At 57.0% G+C, this 22,972-nt stretch carries 18 protein-coding genes and 1 tRNA gene; 10 read left to right on the top strand and 9 right to left on the bottom strand.

Annotated features, from left to right (window positions below):
• Positions 1-44 precede the first annotated feature (44 nt).
• The 3 genes from gltB to J4P41_RS01695 all read right to left on the bottom strand — a co-directional run bounded on the left by gltB (position 45) and on the right by J4P41_RS01695 (position 7,131).
• A complete protein-coding gene (gene gltB / locus J4P41_RS01705) occupies positions 45-4,565 on the bottom strand; it encodes a glutamate synthase large subunit (protein ID WP_426065881.1) in 4,521 nt (1,506 codons plus the stop codon).
• The gene (locus J4P41_RS01700; RefSeq protein ID WP_426065880.1) at positions 4,562-5,995 is read right to left on the bottom strand and encodes an NAD(P)-dependent oxidoreductase; all 1,434 of its coding nucleotides are present in this window, start codon (positions 5,993-5,995) and stop codon (positions 4,562-4,564) included. The genes gltB and J4P41_RS01700 overlap by 4 nt, the downstream gene beginning before the upstream one ends.
• A 179-nt stretch (positions 5,996-6,174) precedes the next feature.
• Entirely contained in the window at positions 6,175-7,131 is a 957-nt protein-coding gene (locus J4P41_RS01695) for a complex I NDUFA9 subunit family protein (protein WP_426065879.1), read from the bottom strand.
• Between the two features lie 109 nt (positions 7,132-7,240).
• Here J4P41_RS01695 and J4P41_RS01690 point away from each other — a divergent pair.
• The 8 genes from J4P41_RS01690 (at position 7,241) to J4P41_RS01655 (ending at position 13,213) form a co-directional block, all read left to right on the top strand.
• Positions 7,241-7,327: transfer RNA gene (locus J4P41_RS01690), tRNA-Leu, on the top strand.
• 60 nt (positions 7,328-7,387) lie between these two features.
• Positions 7,388-8,032, top strand: coding sequence for a ribonuclease D (locus J4P41_RS01685; protein ID WP_426065878.1), 645 nt, complete (start codon positions 7,388-7,390; stop codon positions 8,030-8,032).
• Between the two features lie 21 nt (positions 8,033-8,053).
• Positions 8,054-9,040, top strand: coding sequence for a KpsF/GutQ family sugar-phosphate isomerase (locus J4P41_RS01680; protein ID WP_426065877.1), 987 nt, complete (start codon positions 8,054-8,056; stop codon positions 9,038-9,040).
• The gene (gene lptC, locus J4P41_RS01675; protein ID WP_426065876.1) at positions 9,037-9,804 is read left to right on the top strand and encodes an LPS export ABC transporter periplasmic protein LptC; all 768 of its coding nucleotides are present in this window, start codon (positions 9,037-9,039) and stop codon (positions 9,802-9,804) included. Before J4P41_RS01680 ends, lptC begins: the two co-directional genes overlap by 4 nt.
• Positions 9,801-10,742: an LptA/OstA family protein gene (locus J4P41_RS01670; RefSeq protein WP_426065875.1), complete on the top strand. Its 942-nt coding sequence runs from the start codon at positions 9,801-9,803 to the stop codon at positions 10,740-10,742. Before lptC ends, J4P41_RS01670 begins: the two co-directional genes overlap by 4 nt.
• The gene (lptB, locus tag J4P41_RS01665) at positions 10,739-11,494 is read left to right on the top strand and encodes an LPS export ABC transporter ATP-binding protein (protein ID WP_426065874.1); all 756 of its coding nucleotides are present in this window, start codon (positions 10,739-10,741) and stop codon (positions 11,492-11,494) included. Before J4P41_RS01670 ends, lptB begins: the two co-directional genes overlap by 4 nt.
• Before the next feature lie 9 nt (positions 11,495-11,503).
• Positions 11,504-12,826: an RNA polymerase factor sigma-54 gene (gene rpoN, locus J4P41_RS01660; protein WP_426065873.1), complete on the top strand. Its 1,323-nt coding sequence runs from the start codon at positions 11,504-11,506 to the stop codon at positions 12,824-12,826.
• A 36-nt stretch (positions 12,827-12,862) separates the two neighbouring features.
• Positions 12,863-13,213, top strand: coding sequence for a DUF3147 family protein (locus J4P41_RS01655; protein ID WP_426065872.1), 351 nt, complete (start codon positions 12,863-12,865; stop codon positions 13,211-13,213).
• Between the two features lie 112 nt (positions 13,214-13,325).
• Here J4P41_RS01655 and J4P41_RS01650 read toward each other — a convergent pair whose 3' ends face one another.
• Entirely contained in the window at positions 13,326-14,945 is a 1,620-nt protein-coding gene (locus J4P41_RS01650) for an ABC-F family ATP-binding cassette domain-containing protein (RefSeq protein ID WP_426065871.1), read from the bottom strand.
• 82 nt (positions 14,946-15,027) lie between these two features.
• Complete coding sequence (locus J4P41_RS01645) at positions 15,028-16,080, bottom strand: hypothetical protein (protein ID WP_426065870.1); 1,053 nt, start codon at positions 16,078-16,080, stop codon at positions 15,028-15,030.
• Positions 16,081-16,339: 259 nt separating this feature from the next.
• On the opposite strand from J4P41_RS01645, the gene fucP reads away from it, so the two are divergent.
• The gene (gene fucP, locus J4P41_RS01640; RefSeq protein WP_426065869.1) at positions 16,340-17,674 is read left to right on the top strand and encodes an L-fucose:H+ symporter permease; all 1,335 of its coding nucleotides are present in this window, start codon (positions 16,340-16,342) and stop codon (positions 17,672-17,674) included.
• A 57-nt stretch (positions 17,675-17,731) separates the two neighbouring features.
• Here the strand turns inward: fucP and J4P41_RS01635 are convergent, their stop codons facing one another.
• Complete coding sequence (locus J4P41_RS01635; RefSeq protein ID WP_426065868.1) at positions 17,732-18,898, bottom strand: phosphatidylinositol-specific phospholipase C1-like protein; 1,167 nt, start codon at positions 18,896-18,898, stop codon at positions 17,732-17,734.
• 216 nt (positions 18,899-19,114) lie between these two features.
• Here J4P41_RS01635 and J4P41_RS01630 point away from each other — a divergent pair, with 216 nt between their 5' ends.
• The gene (locus tag J4P41_RS01630) at positions 19,115-21,508 is read left to right on the top strand and encodes a TonB-dependent receptor (protein ID WP_426065867.1); all 2,394 of its coding nucleotides are present in this window, start codon (positions 19,115-19,117) and stop codon (positions 21,506-21,508) included.
• Positions 21,509-21,607: 99 nt separating this feature from the next.
• Here the strand turns inward: J4P41_RS01630 and J4P41_RS01625 are convergent, their stop codons facing one another.
• The 3 genes from J4P41_RS01625 to J4P41_RS01615 form a co-directional block, all read right to left on the bottom strand.
• The gene (locus J4P41_RS01625; protein ID WP_010501302.1) at positions 21,608-21,970 is read right to left on the bottom strand and encodes a RidA family protein; all 363 of its coding nucleotides are present in this window, start codon (positions 21,968-21,970) and stop codon (positions 21,608-21,610) included.
• Positions 21,971-21,979: 9 nt separating this feature from the next.
• The gene (locus J4P41_RS01620) at positions 21,980-22,231 is read right to left on the bottom strand and encodes a DUF1150 family protein (RefSeq protein WP_010501299.1); all 252 of its coding nucleotides are present in this window, start codon (positions 22,229-22,231) and stop codon (positions 21,980-21,982) included.
• Between the two features lie 76 nt (positions 22,232-22,307).
• A complete protein-coding gene (locus J4P41_RS01615; RefSeq protein WP_211567484.1) occupies positions 22,308-22,817 on the bottom strand; it encodes an Hsp20 family protein in 510 nt (169 codons plus the stop codon).
• Between the last annotated feature and the right edge of the window lie 155 nt (positions 22,818-22,972).

Below are 22,972 nucleotides of genomic sequence, written 5' to 3'. Positions count from 1 at the left end.
AAAACCTGATGCGGGGCTTTTCAGACTTTACTCGATCAAACCAATCAGGCTGAAAGCTTGGACAGATCTTCCTGCACATAGCCAATGACCTTGGCATATTCTCGGGGAACGATATGCCAGAACTGCTCCAGCGTGTGCTCCCAGCAATGCAGCAGGTCAGCGGCGTAAGTGCTGCCCGTTTCTTCCACATGCTGCTCGACAAGCACTCGTAGCTCGACGTCCCAGCGGCTGCCCGGCTGCACGCGGTTCCACATCACCGTGTCCGGATTGATGCGGGATTCAAAACGGTTCTTCGGATCAAGCACATAGGCCATACCGCCCGTGAAGCCTGCGCCAAAGTTGTCGCCCGTCTCGCCGAGGATCACGACCTTGCCACCGGTCATGTACTCGCAACCGTTCGAGCCACAGCCTTCGACAACAGCCGTTGCACCGGAGTTACGAACCGCGAAGCGCTCACCAGCCTGACCAGCCGCAAAAAGCTTGCCACTCGTTGCACCGTACAGGACCGTGTTGCCGATGATCGCGTTCTCTTCCGAACGCCACTGGGACGCCGGAGACTGACGCACAACGATCGTCGCACCGGAGAGACCCTTGCCGACGTAATCGTTGGAGTCCCCTTCCACGATCATCTTCAGACCCTGCACTGCGAATGCGCCGAGGGACTGACCAGCCGACCCACGGAGCGACAGCGTAAGTTGACCCTCTGGCAGTTCATGCATCCCGAACTGACGGGTGATCATGCCGGAAATACGCGTCCCGATCGCACGATGCGTGTTCTGCACGTTGTAGTGCAGGTGCAGCTTCTCACGACGCTCGAACAGCGGGATCGCATCGGCCACGATCTGCGCGTCCAGCGTTTCCGGAACCTCGTTACGGCCCTCGCGGGTGCAGTAACGCGCATGTTCACCCGGATCGGCCTGCACCAGCAGGGAGTTCAGATCCAGATCATCCAGATAGTCCGCGCCGCGAGACACCTGACGCAGCATATCCGTGCGGCCAATGACCTCCTCAAGGGAGCGAACACCCAGATCGGCAAGGATATGGCGAATGTCTTCAGCAATCAGCGTGAAGAGGTTGATGACCTTCTCCGGGGAGCCCTCGAACTTCGCACGCAGCTTTTCGTCCTGAACGCAGACGCCGACCGGGCAGGTGTTGGAATGGCACTGACGCACCATGATGCAGCCCATGGCCACCAGCGCGGCCGTACCAATGCCGAACTCTTCCGCACCCAGCATCGCCGCCATGACAACATCACGGCCCGTCTTGATACCGCCATCCGTCCGCAGCACCAGACGATGACGCAGACGGTTGAGCATCAGAACCTGATGCGCTTCGGACAGACCCATTTCCCACGGCAGACCCGCGTAATGGATCGAAGACTGCGGGCTGGCACCCGTACCACCGGAATGACCGGAGATCAGGATGGCATCTGCCTTCGCCTTCGCCACACCCGCCGCAATCGTGCCGATACCCGTCCGGGCCACCAGCTTCACGGTGACGGTTGCCGTCGGGTTGACCTGCTTCAGATCATAAATGAGCTGGGCCAGATCCTCGATCGAATAAATGTCATGATGCGGCGGCGGAGAAATCAGCGTCACACCCGGCGTCGCATGACGCAGGCGGCCAATCAGTTCCGTAACCTTGAAGCCCGGAAGCTGCCCACCCTCGCCCGGCTTCGCGCCTTGGGCCATCTTGATTTCGATCTCACGGCAGTCATTCAGATACTGCGCGGTCACACCGAAACGGCCAGACGCCACCTGCTTGATCGCGGAGGACGCATTGTCCCCGTTCGGGCGCGGCCTGGAGCGCTCGGCATCCTCGCCACCCTCACCGGAATCAGACTTCGCACCAATCCGGTTCATGGCAATCGCCAGCGTCTCATGCGCTTCAGGGCTCAGAGCACCCAGCGAGATGCCCGGCGCGACAAGGCGACGACGGATCTGCGTGATGCTTTCAACTTCGTCCACCGGGATCGGTGCATGAGGCGCCTTGAAGTCCAGCAGGTCACGCAGGGCCACCGGCGGCATCTGACGCACCGCATCCGCGTAACGGCGATACAGCGTGTAGCTGTTGGCCGAAACCGCACTTTGCAGCATGTGCACAAGCTGGCCGGAAAACGCATGCGTCTCGCCCTGACGGCGCAGCTTGTAGCGACCACCGACCGGAAGGGCTTCAACCTTCTGATCCCACGCAGCCGCATGAGCCTTCAGGATGTTGCGGGCGATACCCGGCAGACCAATGCCGGAAATACGCGACGGCATGCCCGGAAAGAACTCGGCCACCAGCGCACGGGACAGACCAATGGCTTCAAAGTTGTAGCCACCGCGGTAAGCCGAGATGATGGAAATCCCGAACTTGGACATGATCTTGAGCAGACCCTTGTCCACCGCCTTGCGGTAACGCTCCATCGCCTCACGCATCGTCATCTGGCCAAACAGGCCACGACGCAAACGGTCTGCAATACTGTGCTGAGCCAGCGCCGGGTTCACCGTCGTCGCACCAACACCGATCGTCACGGCAATGGCGTGAACGTCAATAGCGCTGGACGTCCGCACGTTCAGGGACGTGAAGGTCCGTAGGGAATGACGCACCAGATGAACATGCACGGCAGCCGTCGCAAGGATCATCGGTACGGCCACACGATCCGGCCCGGTGTTCTCATCCGTCAGGAACAGATGGGTGCAACCGCCACGAACATGATCTTCCGCCTGAACCCGGATGGAGGCGATCGCCGCGCGCAGACCTTCCTCGCCGTCCTCAACCGGGAAAGTACAGTCGATCAGGGCGGCATTCTCACCGCAGACTTTCCGCAGTTCATCAAACTCGCCAACCGTCAGAACCGGGCTGGGAAGCTGAAGCAGATCGCACTGTTCCGGGCGCTCGTCGAGGATGTTCCCCAGATTGCCCAGACGCGTGATCAGGCTCATCACCCGCGTTTCACGCAGGGAGTCGATCGGCGGGTTCGTAACTTGGCTGAAGCCCTGACGGAAGTAATGCGACAGGCCACGATAGATCTTGGACAGAACCTGAAGCGGCGTGTCATCGCCCATGGAACCAAGGGCTTCGGCAGCCGTCTCGACCATCGGGTGAAGAATGGTTTCCAGCTCTTCGTGCGTCAGGCTGACGGCCATCTGCTGACGACGCAGCACGTCTGCGGCCATACCTTCCGGCTCGACCACATCCCGCACGATCGGCTCGATATTGCGGATGCGCTTGACCCAAGACTGGAAATCCTGACGGGAGGCCAGCATTTCAAGCAGTTCATCCGGCTGGTAGAGACGACCTTCCTTGAGGTCGAGCGCCAGTGTCTGCCCCGGACCAAGGCGCCCGCGACGCTGAATACGCGCTTCCGGCACGCGGACCATACCCGCTTCCGAACCCACGATCAGCAGGTTGTCGTTGGTGATGGAATACCGCAGCGGACGCAGACCCGCACGATCCAACCCGGCGATAACCCAGCGACCATCCGTCGCACAGACTGCGGCCGGGCCATCCCACGGTTCGATCACCGCATTGCAGTAGCGGAACATGGCCCGCGCTGCAGGAGAAATTGCGGAGTTCGCACCGCTGGAGGCCGGAATTAGCATCATCTTGGCCATCGGAGCACTACGGCCACCGAAGGTCATAAGCTCGAAAACGTTATCCAGCGCCGCTGTATCCGAGCCAGCAGCCTGCACGACCGGCTTCAGATCATCCATATAAGGATCGAGTGCTGCGTGCGACAGACGTGTTTCGTGCGACCGCATCCAGTTGGTGTTGCCGGAGATCGTGTTGATCTCACCGTTATGCGCCACCTTGCGGAACGGCTGGGCCAGCTTCCAAGTCGGGAACGTGTTGGTCGAGTAACGCTGATGGTAGATCGCAAAACGCGAAACGAAGCGCTCGTCCAGCAGATCCGGATAGAAGTCCGTCAGGTTCTCGGCCAGGAACATGCCCTTGTAGATGACGGACCGGCAGGACAACGAACAGATATACAGATCCACCTGCTGGCGGGTTGCCTGCTTCTCGATGCGACGACGCAGCACATACAGATCACGCTCGAACTCATCCTCCGAACGACCCAGCGTATTGCGGATCATGATCTGTTCGATCTCAGGGCGCGTCTGGTTGGCCTTCTCACCAATGCAGGCCGTGTCGATCGGCACCTGACGCCAGCCATAGATCCCGTAGCCGAAGTTCAGAACCTCGGTTTCGATGATCTGACGACCAGCTTCCTGCGACGCCAGATCCGTCTTCGGCAGGAACACCATGCCAACGGCAATGCGACCATCGATCGTATCGTCGCTGGAGCTGTTATGAATGGCTTCAGCAAAGAAATCCTGCGGGATTTCAACATGGATGCCCGCACCATCGCCCGTCTTGCCATCAGCATCGACAGCACCACGGTGCCAGATGTTCCCCAGAGCCTCGATACCAGCCTTCACGACCGCACGGGACGGCTTGCCATCCAGCGCCGCGACAAGGCCAACGCCACAGGAATCGCGCTCCTGCGTCGGGTCATAAAGACCTTTCAGGCGCTCGACGTTCTCAGCGTATTCGCGGATGAAATCGGTATTCTGTGTCATTCCGCGGCCTCCAGCGCCAGGGTCTTGGTCAGAGAAAGATGCATTGCGTCAGCCGCATCGCGGCCGTCCTTGATGGCCCAGACAACGAGGCTGGCACCGCGTACAATATCGCCGCCAGCGAACACTCCGGGAAGGCTAGTCTGAAAGCCGCCCGGCGGAACCGTCAGCGTGCCCCAGCGCGTCACGGCAAGCTCCGGCTGCTGCCACTGACCCGGCAGGTCTTCCGGATCGAAGCCCAGCGCGCGGATCACAAGGTCGCCTTCAATAATGGAATGTTGGCCCGTGCCTTCGATGGAACGGCGACCCGTAGCATCCGGTGCGCCAAGACGCATTTTCAGCACCTTCACACCTTCAACCGTGCCTTCGCCCAGAAACTCTTCCGGTGCAGCAAGCCACTCGAAGTTCGCGCCTTCTTCCTCGGCATTGTAAACTTCCTGACGGGAGCCCGGCATATTCGCACGGTCACGACGATAGACGCAGGTGACCTTTTCGGCGCCCTGACGGATGGACGTCCGAACGCAGTCCATGGCCGTATCACCACCACCAATGACCACAACACGACGGCCCTTGGCGTGAAGGGCTGCATCTTCGCCGGGGTCTTCATCATATCCACGACGGTTTGACGCGGTCAGGAAGTCAATCGCATCCACAACGCCGTTCAGGTCAGCACCCGACACATCCACGGAGCGCGAACGATAAACGCCCGTTCCGAGGAACACCGCATTATGACGCGTCCGCAGATCATCCAGTGACGTCTCCCCCTCACCCGCACCGATCGGCGTGGAAAGGTGGAAAATGATGCCCTGCTCTTCCAGCAGCTTGTGACGACGGGCCACGACATGCTTTTCAAGCTTGAAGCTGGGAATACCGTATGTCAGCAGGCCACCCACGCGGTCCTGACGCTCATAAACATGAACCTCATACCCGCGCGCGCGCAGACGCTCTGCACAGGCCAGACCAGCCGGCCCAGATCCCACGATGCCGACACTAAAACCCAGTTCACGATCCGGCAGACGCGGCTGCACCCACCCCTGCTCGAAGGCATTTTCCGTAATAAAGCGTTCGACAGCACCGATCGTGACGCTCTCGAACCCCTTCTGGATGACGCAATTACCTTCGCACAGACGATCCTGCGGGCAGATGCGGCCACAGATTTCCGGGAAAGTGTTAGTAGCCGAAGACATCTCATAGGCTTCCTGCAGACGGTCTTCCGCCGTCAGCTTCAGCCAGTCCGGGATGTTATTGCCGAGCGGGCAATGCACCGAGCAGAACGGAATACCGCATTGAGAGCAACGGGAGGCCTGCTCTTCAGCACGGCCCGTCGCAAACCCACGATAAATCTCTCCAAAATCCGCACGACGCTCAGCAGCATCGCGCTTCTCCGGAAGGATCTGTGGGTGATTGACGAACTGCAACATCCGTTCGGCCATGCGCCGTGTCTCCTAAACAAACCATATATTCCGTGGAACACACGAAATCGGTGGAGTACCAGCTATTCCGTCACTTTACGTGATAACAGTCAGTGATACTTACCTATAAGCAAAAACCATGTTTGGATCGCCGCTTTCATTGCAGAAATCCCACATTATTTAGGTCCGATATGGACCAATCAGGATTTGAGCTGTCGATAGAGCTTGAAAACTCCCGTCTTCAGATACTCCGGCACCACCATCCACATGGACACCGGATGGATATCCAGCGTCTGCAAATTGTCCGGCCCCGGGTGCACCACATTATCAACAGACATCATTGCCACCTGATCCCGCGTCAGCAGATGGCCCGGCAGCTTCTCCAGCACAGAGGCTTCAAGACGGGCGAGCGCCGTTGGAACCGGCAACAGAAACCTGTGACGACCAGACGCCTCCAGAACAAACGCCATCATCTCCCGCATACTGAGAATGTCAGGGCCACCAGCCTCGACGATACGTCCCGCATGCTTAGGCTGCAGCAGGCGCAGCAAAGCTTCCGCAACGTCTTCAACAAAAACCGGCTGATAGCGTGTGTGCTGAGCAAAAACCGGCAGAACAGGCGAGACTGCGGCGATCAGAGCAAACAGATTGAAGAAACTGTCCTCAGGGCCGAACACAACCGAAGGACGCAGCAATCCGGCATCCGGAAACACACGCCTGACAACCTGCTCAGCCGCCCCTTTACTTCGACCGTAAGCGCCCGGCGATGTGAGCGAAGCCCCGATTGCAGACATGTGAACATAACTCTTCACCCCTGCACGCTGCGCCCGGACAGCAGCCAGATGAGCGCCCTCCACATTGATCTTGTGAAGAACCTGCACATCCGGCGTCATGACCGAAACCAGATTGACCGCCGCATCCGCTCCATCAAACAGCCGGTCCAGTTGCTCCGCATCATTGACAGAGACTTTTAGGAACTCGACACGCCCCGTTCCTCTTGCCGCTCCAAGCCCCTGAATCGTCTCAGGATTTTGACTGCCAATCCGAACGACATGCCCTGTCGCCACCAGTTTTCTGACAAAACTGCGGCCAATAAAGCCACCGCCGCCAAGGACCGCCACCTTGTGTGGCGACGTCCCTGAAAAAAGTTTCTCCATTTTCTTCTTTTCTTTCATACAGACAGTTGACGCGTCCCTACAGTCGGGCTAAACGCCTCTTCACCAACCCGGGATGCCTCAGGAAACTGAAAAACCCGGTGCTTTCTGAGCCCAGATGGCGGAATTGGTAGACGCGCAGGTTTCAGGTACCTGTGTCCGAAAGGACGTGGAAGTTCGAGTCTTCTTCTGGGCACCACAGACGGTCAGGCTTCATAAGCCTCCCCTCTGAGCTTCTAAAAAAATTGGTGACAACAACATGAGCCAGCAGAACGCCATCCATCTTCATGACGGCGACCTGCCGGACGATTTTGATATTGGCCCTGTTGTCGCCATCGATACCGAGACCATGGGTCTCAATCCCCACAGAGATCGTCTCTGCCTCGTGCAGCTTTCCGCCGGTGACGGTGAAGCGCATCTTGTGCAGATCAAACCCGTTTCCATGGGTGGGCGCGGTTATGACTGCCCCAATCTCAAGGCTCTTCTGTCGGATGACTCCCTCATCAAGCTGATGCACTTCGCACGCTTTGATGTGGCCGTTCTCCAGCACGCTCTGGGTATCACCATTTCTTCCGTCATTTGCACCAAGATTGCCGCGCGGCTGGTCTATACCTTCACGGATCGCCATGGCCTCGCCTATCTGTGCCGCGATCTGCTCGGCGTAGAGATGAGCAAGCACCAGCAGAGTTCTGACTGGGGCGCAGACGTCCTCACGGACGACCAGATGCGCTATGCTGCGTCTGACGTGCTACATCTGCACGCTCTGTGGGAGAAACTGGAAGCCATGCTGATCCGTGAAAACCGCCGTGAACTGGCGCAGTCCTGCTTTGATTTTCTATCTGCCCGCGCCCGTCTGGACCTTCTGGGATATACAGATCCCGATATTTTCGCGCACCGCGCCTAATCACAGTCCGGCTCCGAAATCATGACCTGCCACGCTGTCTCGCCCCTTCCCTCAGCCCTGCACACTCTTGCAGCGGAACGTCAGGGCCTTGAGGCGCTGGAAGCGGCCTTTCAGTCCTCGCTCGGATCTGCCTTCACGCAGGCTGTGGACCGTATTCTGAACTGCGCTGGTCGTCTGATTGTCACGGGTATTGGCAAATCCGGACATATAGGGCGCAAGATCCAAGCCACTCTAGCCTCCACCGGCACCCCCTCCCTTTTTGTGCATCCTGCCGAAGCCTCTCATGGGGATCTGGGCATGGTGGCACCGGGCGACCTGATTCTGGCCCTGTCCAATTCTGGAGAAACTGCCGAGCTTGCCGCAATTCTGGCATACGCCGCCCATAAAAAGCTGGGCGTGATTGCGATAACCTCCGTTGAAACATCCGCGCTCGCCCGTGCGTCGGAAATTGCGCTCGTGCTTCCAAAAGCCAGAGAAGCCTGCCCCATGGGGCTAGCTCCAACGACCAGCACACTTCTCCAGCTTGCTCTGGGCGACGCGCTGGCCATTGCGCTCCTCGAAAAACGTGGCTTTACCGCCAATGATTTTCAGACCTTCCATCCCGGTGGTCGCCTGGGCGCCAGATTACGGCCAGTGCGGGAACTGATGCACACCGGGGAGGCTTTGCCTCTCGGGAAGACCAGCCTCTCACTCCGGTCGGTTATTCTGGAGATGACACGCAAGGCTTTCGGGTGCATGGGTGTTACAGACGACGCAGGTGTCCTCTGCGGCCTCATCACGGATGCGGATCTTCGCCGTGCCCTGCACCGTGATCTCGATGCGACAACGGCTGAAGAAGTGATGAACCGGTCACCGATCACGACCACCCCCACGACTCTGGCACAGGACGTCCTGCTTCTTATGAATGCACGCTCCAAACCCATCACAAGTCTTTTCGTCGTGGGCGAAGATGGGCGACCACAGGGCATCATTCACCTGCATGATCTTCTACGGGCCGGCCTGTCATGAACACACCTCAGGACGACAAGCGCCCACAGCGTGACGATTTCGCCGAGAACCGCAGCGAGAGTCTGGCGAAGCTCGATGCCCTCCGCCGCGCGGCTTTTGACAGGGTTCGCACCGCCCCGAATGCCGAGCAACTCGCCCGCAGGCGGTCCCTGCTAGGCTTCGCCAAATGGGCGCTCCCCGGTCTGGCCCTTGTTCTGCTCAGTTCGATTGCCGCCTGGCCCGAGATCTCCCACCTCGTGAACCAGAATCGTGCGGCCCTGAAGGAAATGGCTCGCCTGCGCGTCGAAAGCGGCAATATGGAAAATGCCATCTATCGCGGACTGGACGCACATAACCATCTCTACATGATCACGGCCCGCACCACTCATCAGCAGGGCCCGGACCGGGTGGATCTGATCGATCCCGTGGCAGATATTGAGCTTGCGGGCAATTCCTGGGCTCATATCAAGGCCGATCGCGGCGTTTACATGCAGCACGAGCAGACCCTGAACCTTGATGACAACGTCGTCCTGTATCGCGATGACGGCACACTCATGAACGGTCCCTCCGCAGACATGGACCTGAAACAGGACGTGATTGCTTCCCGGGACTGGGTCCACGCAGAAGGACCATTTGGCACGCAGGATGCTCAGGGCTATTTCCTGGACCAGCATGCGGGTATCATGCAGTTTACAGGGCCGGGTCTGACGGTCCGCAATGATGATAACGGTCCCCCTTCCCCGGCGGCCCGCCTCCGGCAGGAAGGAGCCAAGACAGAGAAATGATGAGCCGCATCAGCCGACTGCTTCCCATTGCAGGACTTCTTCTCGCGACCGCAGCCACTCCCGCCGCCTATGCGGACGGGCTGGACATGTCGCATGGCGAGGCCGTCAAACTGTTCTGGAAAAACGAAGAAATCTACGATCGCAACGCCCAGACCGTCACCCTGACAGGAGGCGCCCGCGCCGTCCGTGGTGATGTGACGGTCGATGCCGATACACTCATCGGATATCTCCGTAAAAAGACAGCGCCCGACGGCCAGCCAACACCTCCGCCACCAGCAAATGGTCAGAGCGGCGAAGCTGACCCGATGGGAGGCTCTCTCGAACTTTATCGCATCGAGGCACGCGGGAACGTCCATATCTACAATCAGACGGATCAGGGCTGGGGCGATCACGCCCTGTACGACATGGATCAGGCCGTCATGGTCATGACGGGCAAGCACCTGAAGCTTACGACGCCACAGGATGTTCTGACTGCACGGGACGTCATGGAATATCATTCCAAGACCCGCATGTCCGTCGGCCGCGGGGATGCAACCGTCACGACCAATGATGGCAAGCAGGTCAAGGCAGACGTTCTGGTCTCCTTCAGTGCCCCGGATTCGCCAGCCCCCGCTGACCAGCCACAGCCCGCCAATACAGGCAGTAATCCCCTTGGTGGCGGATCGTCCAAGCTGGATCGCGCCTACGGCTGGGGCCATGTCGTCCTGCGCACACAGACACAGACCGCGACCGGCGACCGTGGCGTCTATGTTTTCGCGACGCAGATTGCCCGCCTGATCGGCCATGTTCACGTGACACAGGGCCAGAACCAGAACAACGGCTCGCAGGCCATCGTGAACATGAAAACCGGGATTGCCACGATGCTGCCAGGATCGGACTCTCCTATTCAGGGACTTGTCGTTCCCAACGAAGCCAACAGCAGCCAGGCCCCAAAGTGACCGAGACATCTTCCACAGCTTCCGTGCTTCAAACGGGCCTTGTCGCCAGCGGTATTGGCAAGACCTATAAGAAGCGCGCCGTCGTCAAGAACGTCTCACTTCAGGTGCAGCGCGGTGAAGCCGTTGGCCTGCTTGGCCCGAACGGTGCAGGTAAAACTACCAGCTTCTACATGATCGTGGGGCTGGTTCAGCCAGACACGGGGTCCATCACGCTGGATGGCGCAGATATCACGCAGCTTCCGATGTATCGCCGCGCCCGTCTTGGCGTCGGCTACCTGCCGCAGGAAGCCAGCATTTTCCGTGGACTGAACGTCGAACAGAACATCATGGCGGCGCTGGAAGTGATCGAATCCGATCCTGAAAAGCGCGAAACCATGTTGAACGGCCTTCTGGCCGAGTTCGGCATCACGCATCTTCGCCGTTCCCCGTCTCTGGCGCTATCTGGCGGTGAGCGTCGTCGTCTGGAAATCGCCCGCGCTCTGGCCAGCCAGCCGAACTACATCCTGCTCGATGAGCCTCTGGCCGGTATTGACCCAATCGCCGTGGGTGAAATTCGCGATCTTGTGTCCCACCTCAAGGATCGTGGCATCGGCGTGCTGATTACGGACCATAACGTCCGCGAAACGCTTGAAGTCATTGACCGCGCCTACATCATGCACGGCGGTCAGGTTCTGATGGAAGGCACCCCGGAAGCCATCGTCGCAAACGAAGATGTGCGCCGGGTCTATCTTGGAGAGAACTTCTCGCTCTAATCTGACGGGATGCTCAGTCCCGGTCTGATACAGCGCCAGTCGCAGTCGCTCGTCATGACGCCACAATTGCGTCAGGCGATTGCGATGCTGCAACTCGGCCATCAGGAACTGACGCAATCCCTCCAGCAAATTGCAGAACTCAACCCCCTGCTCGTTCTTGAGCCAACCGACACGGTCGCGCTGCCGGAACCCGGTGAAACGCCCGATTACCATGACGACGATCCGGATCGTTTCACGTCAGGGGCGGAACAACCTGAAGCAGCAACCCCCGGCCCTTCCCTCCATGACGATCTAAGCAGCCAGATCCACCTGACCTTTCCTGAACACCAGGATCGTGCCGCCGCACTCTATCTTCTGGCCAGCCTCGACGATGCAGGACGTCTGCCCGAGCCCATTTCCGACATCGCCCGTGCTCTCGGCATGGAAACAGCCGATCTGGAATCCATTCGACACATCCTGATGCGACTGGACCCTACCGGCCTGTTCTGCCGCTCTCTGGAAGAATGTCTGGCTGTGCAATTGGAACGCTGTGGTCGGCTCGATCCCGCCATGAAAATCCTGCTGGCCAATCTGGACCTTCTGGCGAGGCGTGACTGGCGGATTTTGCGACAGAAATGTCAGCTTGAGCAGGATGATCTGCTCGATATGCTGGCAGAAATTCAGGCTCTCAATCCCCGCCCCGGTTTCGATCCACGACATTCCGTACCCCCGATCCAGCCCGATCTGATCGTCCGCAGGAACGGAGACGGTTTTCGCCTGACATTCAACCATCGCGCCCTGCCTCGTTGCCATGTGGACACGGATATTCAACGGCACATCGACAGCAACTCAAAGGCAGGACGGCAACTCCAGACCTATGCCAGTGAAGCAAGCGCCGTCATCCGGGCGCTGGAGATGCGTCGCCAGACCATTCTGAAAGTCGGGGCAGAAATCATCCGTCAGCAGGCCGCTTTCTTTGAAGACGGAATCTCTGCCCTCCGCCCCCTCACCATGCGTGAGCTCGCGACAACAACAGACGTGCACGAAAGCACGATCAGCCGCGTCGTGAACGGCAAATACATGGATACGCCACGCGGCATCGTGCCACTTCGCATGTTCTTCTCAACAGCCCTTCAGGCCAGTGACGGCTCCGTTCAAAGTGCCAGCGCCATTCAGCACCGTCTGCGCGCGCTCGTTGCCGGAGAAGGAGACGACATTTTATCAGACGATGCCCTGACAACCCTGCTTCAAAAAGAGGGCTTTGCCATTCAGAGACGGACCGTTGCGAAATACCGCGAAGGTCTGGGCATCGCAAAATCGAGCCAGAGACGCCGGTTGAAGAAAACGTCCTGATAGCTTCTTGCCTTATTGGCCGTTAGGGTCTGCTCCATGCTGCATCTCGCCATAAAAGCCCTGATTTCCGGAATACTGATCGCCACCGCGTCCACGCTAGCCCGACGTTATCCAGGCTTTGGCGCACTTATTGCCTCTCTGCCGCTCGTTTCGGTACTAGGCATGATCTGGCTGTGGAACGACAAACCCGACCCCGCGAATATGGCCGCCCATGCCGAGGCGACATTCTGGTATGTCATACCATCATTACCCATGTTTTTGTTGATCCCGGTCCTGCTACGGCATGGGTATGATTTCTGGATCTCCCTAGCTCTCGGCTGCTGCCTGACGATTGCCTTGTATGGTGCAATGACGTGGATCGGACCGCGCTTCGGATTGCATCTCTGACGCTGTCAGACAGGTGGAATGAGCCCACCTGTCCAGCATTTTCACAAAGCGCTGTGACAGAACGCTTCGATCAGAAAGCACTTTCCCGGTCTGCCACGTTTAAGTACCGCCCTCAGTGAAGCCCCGGAGCTTCCTGCCCAGTACGCGCCACATATTCCGAATATCCACCGCCATACTGGTGAATACCCTCAGGCGTCAGTTCCAGAACGCGGTTGGAAAGCGCGGCCAGGAAGTGACGATCATGGGAAACGAACAGCATCGTGCCATCATAATCCGCAAGGGCCGTAATCAGCATTTCCTTGGTGGCCATGTCCAGATGGTTGGTCGGTTCGTCGAGCACAAGGAAATTCGGCGGATCGAACAGCATCAGCGCCATCACCAGACGCGCCTTTTCGCCACCAGACAGAACCCGACAGCTCTTTTCCACTTCATCGCCCGAAAAACCAAAGCCACCCGCCAGCGAGCGCAACGCTCCCTGATTGGCTTGTGGGAAAGCATATTCCAGCGTCTCGAAGATGGTCTTGTCACCATCCAGAAGGTCCATGGCATGCTGGGCGAAGTAACCAACCTTGACGTTGCTTCCGATCGTGACCGTTCCTGCATCGGGCTCAGTCGTCCCCGTCACCAGCTTCAACAACGTGGACTTGCCCGCACCGTTCACCCCCATGATGCAGCAGCGTTCCCGACGGCGGATCATCAGATCCAGCCCGTCATAAATCGTGCGGCTGCCATAGCGCTTGTCCACACCCTGAATGTTGACCACCACATCTCCAGACCGTGGTGCAGGCGCGAATTCAAAGCTCATGGCCTGACGACGCTTCGGCGGCTCGACACGGTCGATCTTGTCCAGCTTCTTCACACGGCTCTGAACCTGTGCGGCATGAGACGCACGGGCCTTGAAGCGTTCGATGAAGTTGATTTCCTTCGCCAGCATGGCCTGCTGACGTTCGAACTGCGCCTGCTGGTGCTTCTCGTTCAGGGCGCGCTGTTCTTCATAGAACTCATAGTCGCCGGAATAGGTTGTGAGGTTTCCGCCATCAATCTCGATCACCTTGTTGATGATGCGGTTCATGAAGGCACGGTCATGAGACGTCATGAGCAGAGCGCCGTCATAACCGGACAGGAACTGCTCCAGCCAGATCAGACTTTCCAGATCAAGATGGTTGCTCGGCTCATCAAGCAGCATCACGTCAGGCTTCATCAGAAGAATGCGGGCCAGAGCCACACGCATTTTCCAACCACCAGACAGGCGCCCAACATCGCCATCCATCATTTCCTGGCTGAAGCCAAGACCATGCAGAACCTCACGGGCCTTCCCGTCCAGCGCGTATCCGCCAAGATCCTCAAACCGGCTCTGCACTTCACCGAAGCGCTCGATGATGCTGTCCAGCTCATCCATGCGCTCCGGGTCCGCCATGGCCGCTTCCAGTTCGACCAGCTCTGACGCAACTTCCGAAACGGCCCCCGCACCATTCATGACTTCAGCCACGGCACTATGGCCGGACATCTCACCCACATCCTGACTGAAAAACCCGATGGTCACACCACGATCCGTCAGGACATTGCCCTCATCAGGCTCTTCCTGCTTCGTGATAAGACGAAACAGCGTGGACTTACCCGCACCGTTCGGCCCCACCAACCCCACCTTTTCGCCTTTCAGCAGAGCGGCCGAAGCCTCGATGAAGATGACGCGCTGGCCGTTATGCTTGCTGATATTATCGAGACGAATCATGGGTCCTCGGGGAGCTGGAAGCGGGAATAAATGGCCGTCGGGACTTACCCTTATCCCCGCATGGGCGGAACCCCAGAAAATCTTACTCAGGTACACCTTCGTTCATGGCGTCATAGACCTGAGACGTCAAATCATGTGCGGAATTGTCCCGAATGACGGGAATAACCTTTTTCAGCCAGTCGGCATCCCGAATGACAAAATGCTGGAGCGAACGGTTGCTCCCAATGTTCCACGGGGCCCAGACATCCGACACCCCAAGCATCTGGACATCGTTCGCATCTGTATCAAAAAAATATGTCACTTCCTCCCAGGCTTTACCCATCGCCCGGAAATAAGTCGCGCCAACAATTGTGGACGGAAAATGATCCTTGTTCTGACTGATGGCTCTTTTCCCAATCAGCAAAGGCAGCGGAGCTTTGTCCAGATCCCATTCCGAATAGGCAAAAGCGACCCTGTTGATGAACCAGCACTCCTCCTGCCCATCCTGCGGCTTTTGCAAGACACCCCGTGCATAACGCCGCACATAGGCACAGTTCGAATTGGGCTGAAGAGGCGTCAAACTTTCCCCTGACCGTACCAGCACATAGCCGGTCGGCTCATGACCATCCATACGCGCGAGAAAAGCCCCACGCCTCACCGTTCCGTCCGCAGCAGGCCTTTCCAGAACCGTTGAAAGCGTCGTCCAGTCCCCCGGCGGTAACGGGATGGAATACGCTCCAAAGTTCAGATCATGCCGAAAGACACGCCGCCTGTGGTTCTGTTCAGCCGCCGCGGCCTCAAGGCCATTCAGAGAAATATCATTGTAACCAATGGCATAATAAGGAACTTCCGAGGCGTAAAATTCATCACTCCTCAACTCCACGGACATCCGTTTAGGAGGCTTCGGAGGAACAGGATAAGGGAAAACTTCCAGATCTTTCCGCAGAGCCTGCTCATCCTGCTTTACATCAGAACCCGTCTCTACCTCAGGCCGACCGGGTACATTCAACCCGTTGTCAAGAATGGAAGGCGTGTTGGCCGCTTGAGATCTTCCGAAAAGCCCTGATCTCTGAAGGGTTGGCGTTATCAGCACACCGCCCAAAGCGCCGAGAGAAGCCATCAGTAGCAGACTCAGAACTTTTTCCCGACGTGTCATCAGCCACTCTTTCACGTTACTTTTTGAAACAAAGAGTGCCGCGATAGAATGAAAGTGTAAAGACCAGAAAAAGGCCACAAGTCTGCTCCCTCCAATCAATGTGATATTTTACCCCTTAAAGAACATTGAAAATGATATAAATATCGATATATGATGTTATTTATGTGATATGCGGGACAATGAAGCTCCTCTGACCCACCTCAGAAAACACCAATTCTCTTTTATCTTTAGCGCTCAATTTACTTCCATGAGGCAATCCGTGGCCAAGCCTGATCCTATCGTCCAGCTTCCGGACGGCTTTTACCTGAACCGCACACCATTGCTGGCCTTTGGGCTGCTCTGTTGTCTGTTCTCCCTTTGGGGCTGTGCAATGAGCCTCAATGACGTGCTGATCGGGCAGTTCCGTAAAGCCTTCATGCTGTCGGATTTCCAGTCCGCCCTCGTGCAGTTCTCATTCTACATCAGCTATTTCGTGCTCGGCATTCCAGCAGGCATGATCATCAAGCGTTTCAGCTACAAATGGTCCATCCAGTTGGGGCTGTTCCTATACCTGATCGGCTGCTGCCTGTTCTTCCCCGCCGCTCACTTCGCGACATACCAGATCTTTTTCATCGCTCTTTTTGTCGTCGCAGCCGGATTGGTCTTCATTGAAACTGCGGCCGATACCTATTGCACCCTGCTCGGCCCTCCGGGACGCGGAACGCATCGCCTGAACTTTGCCAGCGCGTTTCAGCCAATTGGCGCCATTCTCGGGTCCAGCATGGGCGCCTATCTGATTTTCAAGGATGGCGATCTGTCTCGTGAGCAGCTTTCCGCCATGCCAGCCGCTCAGGCCTGGCAGCATCAGCTTGGCATGATCCACGCCACTCTTGAGCCGTACATCTATATCCTCGGGGTGCTGCTGGTCGTCATGATCGCCATCGGCGTGACACGTTATCCGGCCTGCAAAGGACGTGATCAGCAGCGTAGCCACGAACTGGATACGACCGGGGCTCTCAAACGTCTGTTCGCTAATAAGCGCTTCGTCCTCGGTATCCTGACACAGTTTCTGTATGTCGGCGCTCAGGTTGGGGTGTGGAGCTTCATCATCCGCCTCTCCATGCGTCTGGGGCACATCAACGAACGACAAGCCTCAGTGTACTTGATCGCCTCATTCTGTGCGTTCTTTATCGGAAAGCTGGTAGCCAACTTCTTCATGCGGCACGCACGGCCGGCGCGGGTTCTGTTTGTATACAGCCTGCTCTGCATCGTTGCCTTAGGCTATGCGGTGATGGTGCATGACTTCACGGCTGTGTACGCGGCCATCCTCGTCAGTGGACTGCTCGGCCCCTGCTGGCCAACCATCTACGGCCTGACGGTCGATGAACTTGGTCATGACCGCGCATATGGCGGCTCCATTCTGGTGATGAGCATCAGTGGCGGCGGCATTCTCCCGCTTCTGCAAGGCTACATCTCAGACGCTACCGGCGGAAACATGCAGCTTGCCTATATTGTGCCGATGGGATGCTTCGTCGTGATTGCAATGTTCGCGGCGTACTGCATGAAAAGCGGCGACGAAACGGCAGAACACGTCGTGTTCGACGCCACACTCTGATCTACAAAAAAAGGGCGAGCATCTGCTCGCCCTTCATAATCTGCGAACCTGAAAAATTCAGTCCTTAATCAATGCGCCGTCATGACAGTCCTTGGGCGCATTGACCGGATTGCATCGAGCAACTGCCTGATTGGCAAACTGCACCTTGTAATCATGCCACTGCGCAGGCTCGATAGCCGGATAATCGGTGCTGATGATCTGGGCACCGCTCTTGAAAGAGACCTCCCGGCGGCTCAGATCATTCTGGCGCGCCTCAATCGTGTTGGCATCTGCTCGTGTCCGCACGAGATAACCCTGTCGCACCAGTTCCGGGATTTTCCGGGCAGCCTCAGCGTTATCAAAAGACGCTCCTTTCTGGCCTGCAAACCCTTCATTGACCTCCGTATAAGCCGCATCCGGATCACCCGGTCGGCCATTCGTGAACAAAACGCGCCCTTTTAGACCCGAGTGGTTCAACACATAACGGGCCGTATCCTGAGGACGATCCAGTACGAAGATGATCTTGCCGCGCGCAGACGCCAGTGTCGGCCAGCCTTTCGTTCGGATCGCCTCATTGACCGAAGAGGCCGTCCCCCGAACATCATCAGGAATCAGAAGATGATCACGACCGATAATATCCGTGATTTCCCTGTCCAGACGATCATAGGTTGCAGGCGTAAATGTCTCAGGAACCGTAAAAGTCAGCTTATCACTTTTAAACGGAATGTCCTGTTTTGTTTCAATATCAATAAAGATCGGGAAATGCTCAGGATGATCGTCTGACCACTTCCGAATGATCTGAAGACATTTGCTGAAAGGCTCGCAGTTCGAGTGCTGGTCAATGTCCACAATATGCATGACCTTGAAATCAGTACCTTGCATGGCAGCAGCAGACGCCGGATCAGTATCGGGGGTAATGCCGCTTTTACGTTCCCACTCTGGTCCCTTCGGGTGACTGTACTGGCCGCCCTGAGTATCGGCATAAATATCGATTTCGAGTTGACGAACACCGCCATCAAGCTGTCGATCCAATGTTGTGTGCTTGTAATCCAGCGCTTCTGCGGCTTTCGGGGACACAGCCTGGAGCCATTTCAACGTAGCAGGCGAAATATCCGTCCGATAACTGTTGTGGGTTCCAATAATCTGAACCTGATTCAGGTGTAAATCATTCGGAATCCCCTCGGCAAAAGCAGTAGATGAAAGGCCAAGAAAAGAAAAAAACAGTCCGTACGCGAAGCGGTTCATGTGACGTCATCCATTTGTCAGAAGCGGCGCGATGACAGGGCACTCCAGGACATATGACAACCGTAATATTTTGAACGTTTTATGATGATGACTTATTTTTTTCATTCCACAGTCATAAAAACATCCTTTGAAATGATCCGGAAGCGTCCGTAGTTCCACCCGTGCCTTCTTCCGGGAGGCGGCCCCAGGCCAAACGTGCCGTGTGATGGAATAACGATGCCTTCCTGCAAAAGACGTTCTTTTTATCTGCTTTGTGCCTCAGCACTCGTTCCAGCATTGGTCTGCAGCACCGGTCCGGCTCAAGCCCGCGTCCATCACACCGGAAAAAATCAGATCAAACAGACGCCTGTTGCCCCCGCTCCAAAAGCCGCACCGAAAGCTCCCCATCCTCATGATCTGGAAGGCCATTCAGCAGAGAGCATGAGCATCCATGCCAGCCGCCGGGTATTGGGCGGTGGAATGATGGTGCATCATACGGAAGCCAAAACCATCAGCGCCGTCACTCAGGAGTATATTTCCAAACAGGCCCCGACCGTTACGCCCGGCGTTCTGGCATCCAGCCTCCCCGGCGTGCAGGCCACTAACGAAGGACCGTTGAGCACAACGGCAGAGACCATTCATATCCGCGGTCTGGATCAGACGCAGATCGGCATGGTGTATGAAGGCATTCCTCTCGCCGATCCATTCACCTATGGCGCTTATACGTCCGCCATGGTCGATAACGAGAACCTGGGATCTGTCTCGGTTAGCCAAGGATCATCAGATCTCACAGCGCCAGTTTATAACGCCGATGGCGCTCAGATGACACTGTCCCTTCGCCACCCCGCAGACAAAATGACAGCCTATGCCGAAGCCTCTGGCGGCACACACAGCACAAACAAAGAGTTCGTCCGCTTCGATACGGGTGAAATCGGGCATAGTGGCGTTCGGGCTTTTGCATCCGGCTCTTATTCCAGCGCCAACCTCTGGCGCGGTCCGGGCCAAATGGATCGCTGGCATGTGGACGCCGCCATCGAAAAGCGCTGGGCTCCCAAAAGCAGTTCCGAACTGATTTTTGGATATAACAAAGCCAACCAGACCGAATGGCTCTACCCGACGCTGGCACAGTGGAAAACATACGGCACTGGCTACAACACGCACGCAACATATACGAAGGGCGACACGCTCTATTACAAGCTCAACACCAAGGCAACGAATGCCGTGGTAGGGGCGCTGAAAAACCATTTCGATTTCGGACATGGCCTGACGCTTGATGCAGAACCCTATGCCATCGAGACATTTGGTCCCAATAATTACGGCGTCAATATTCCGGCATCCAACGGCTATGTTGGCACCCAGCAATATTCATCCCTGAACGGGTATGAAGGCCAGACAGGGAATGTTACGGCCATCAGTATTCACCCATGGGTCCAGACGTCCAGCGGCATCAATCTGGTGGGGGCATGGCATCGCGGCTTCAACACGCTGAAGCTCTCCTACTGGTATTCCTATGCGGTTCATACCGAATATCAGAACCATTATCCGGTCAACGCATCCGGTCAGTACACGGAAAATAACGGCTACCTGACGGCCTTCAACAACGTGTCTGTCAGTCAGTACAACATCAATGGCTTCCAGCAACTGAACGCCATCGGCCTGGAAGACCAGGTCAAACTCTTCCATGACCGCCTGACCATCGACGCAGGCCTGCGTGCCAACATGATCTCCCGCAGCTTCAGTCAGGATCTGCCAGGAGCCAATTTCAAGTCCGTGGAGAACATGTTTGTTCCCATCCCTCAGGTCCTGATCAGCTACCAGTTTGATCCGAAAAACCAGATTTACGTGAACGGCACGACCGGCTACCGCGCACCGTCTTCCTTCCAAGCACAGGTTCCGGTTTACAGCTTCACAAGCGCGAATGCTGTTTCACTTCCGCTGGCTAATTTTCAGCCGGAATACATGATCGGCGAGGAAATCGGGTACCGCCATTCGGGCGATATCATGCTGAACGTGGCGCTGTTCAATTACAACCTGACGCATCACCAGATCACCAGCGTCTCGTATCTCCCCAACTCCACCATCATGATCAGCCAGCCGATCGACGCGGGTGGCGAAAGTGCACAAGGCGTGCAGGCTGAAATTTCAACGCGTCCCTGGCACCATATCAGCGCCTATGCGTCCGGGCAGTTCATGCATACGCGTGTCGGCAACAACATCGCCTATCAGGGCGACTATCTCCGCACGAAGGGCAAGCAGGAAGTCGCATCCCCAAAATTCACCGGCGCTCTGGGCCTAACCTACGACGACGGTACTAATTTCGCGAACGTCAACCTGCGCTATACGGACTCCCAGTACGCAACGCTGATGAACGACCAATCCATTCCATCCTACATCACGTCCGATATTTCACTGGGTCGCTACCTTCCGAAAATTGGTCGGGTCCGCCCGAAAGCCATGCTGAGCCTCATGAATGTCGGGGACAGTCACTATCTGGCACAGGTCAACGGCTTCTCTGGCAACGCCACAACAACACGCGGCGTCTATGGCAAAACACTCTCCGCGTCCCAGCCAACCTATAGCGTCGGCACAGGCTTCGCTGCAGTTGTCTCCGTCTCTGGGACGTTTGAATAACGCTTAGGTTGGGATCTGAATGGTCCCGGAGAAACAAAAAAAAGCGGTACAGCCCTCGTCGGCCGTACCGCATTTTTATTGAGAGGCGCTGCTTTCTGTTCAGCGCAGGGCAGCAATCGCCGTAATTTCCACCCGCCATTCCGGATCAGCCAGCTTGGCTTCGACGGTAGCACGGGCAGGCTTGTGCCCCTTATCCAGCCACACATCCCAGGCCTTGTTCATATTCCCGATCTCGTTGATATCGGTCAGGAAGATCTGAACAGACAGGATACGCGTCTTGTCCGTACCCAGATCCGCCAGAAGTGCATCGATCTGGCGCAGAATGTCAGCTGTCTGGCCTTCCGTATCCAGCGTGGCGTCATCCGCGACCTGCCCGGCCAGATAAGCCAGACCGTTATGGGTCACGACACCGGCCAGACGGTTTTCTTCAAGATGACGGGTAATGTCGGGATTGGTGCTCACGCCTAAACCTTACTGAAGAAGAGTAGGAATCATTTCATGTTCGAGGATCGCGTCCATGGCGCTCTCCTCGTCATCTGCCACGGCCATGGGTGTGCCATCGGCAGCATGGATTGCCACCATCAGCTCACCGTCATGCATGACGGATCTCACATAGGCGAGCTGGGACATGCCCAGCGTACGAAGCTGTGGTCCCGTGATCCGCCTCAGATCTGCCGGGAGCGCCTCTTCGTGCCCATCACTGTTTTCGAACGGATTGTTCAATTCCTGATCCTTACTGAAACCTGTGGGCTTCTCTGGCGCCAGTCAGGTTGAAACATACACACTGTCAAAAAACGGCTTATTCGTCGTCAAGATCGCGCACCGGTCGTGTCCGGCGTGGCTTGACCACGGGTGGAACGACTTCGTGCTGCACGGTCTGAGGCGTGCCTGCCGTCCGGCGGCCCTGCGTGATGGCAATCCGCTTTACCCGAACTTCCGGCTCGGGACGCAGAAGATCGATATGCAGCAGGCCGTTATCAAGCCAAGCCCCACCAATTTCGATGCCTTCCGCCAAAACGAACGCCTTGTGGAACTGCCGTGCAGCAATCCCACGATGGAGGAACACGCGGCCCTGACTGTCATCTGTCTGGCGACCACGGATCACAAGCTGGTTGTCTTCCTGCGTGATCTGAAGATCGTCCATCACGAACCCCGCCACAGCCAGCGTGATCCGCAGGGCTGTCTGGCTCAGCTGTTCGATGTTGTAGGGCGGATAACCGTCGGACGTAGATTTGGACGCGCGCTCAAGCATCTGCTCAAGATGATCGAAACCAAGAAACATGGGTGACGTAAACAGACGACCGGACATAGGGCTTGAGCCTCCTCCATGAGCGAGACAATGGGCATCAGACCCTCCATGAGGCACCTGACATCAGCACAGGATATGGTGGAGCACCCCAAAGATGCAAGTTCTGCCTTGGGAAATGCCCCTCAGGACTGGCACAAAAGCCTCACCCTCGCTAC

This window comes from Gluconobacter sp. NFX36, assembly GCF_049887835.1.
GTDB lineage: Bacteria > Pseudomonadota > Alphaproteobacteria > Acetobacterales > Acetobacteraceae > Gluconobacter > Gluconobacter japonicus_A.
This window is presented reverse-complemented; position numbering and strand designations above follow the sequence as displayed.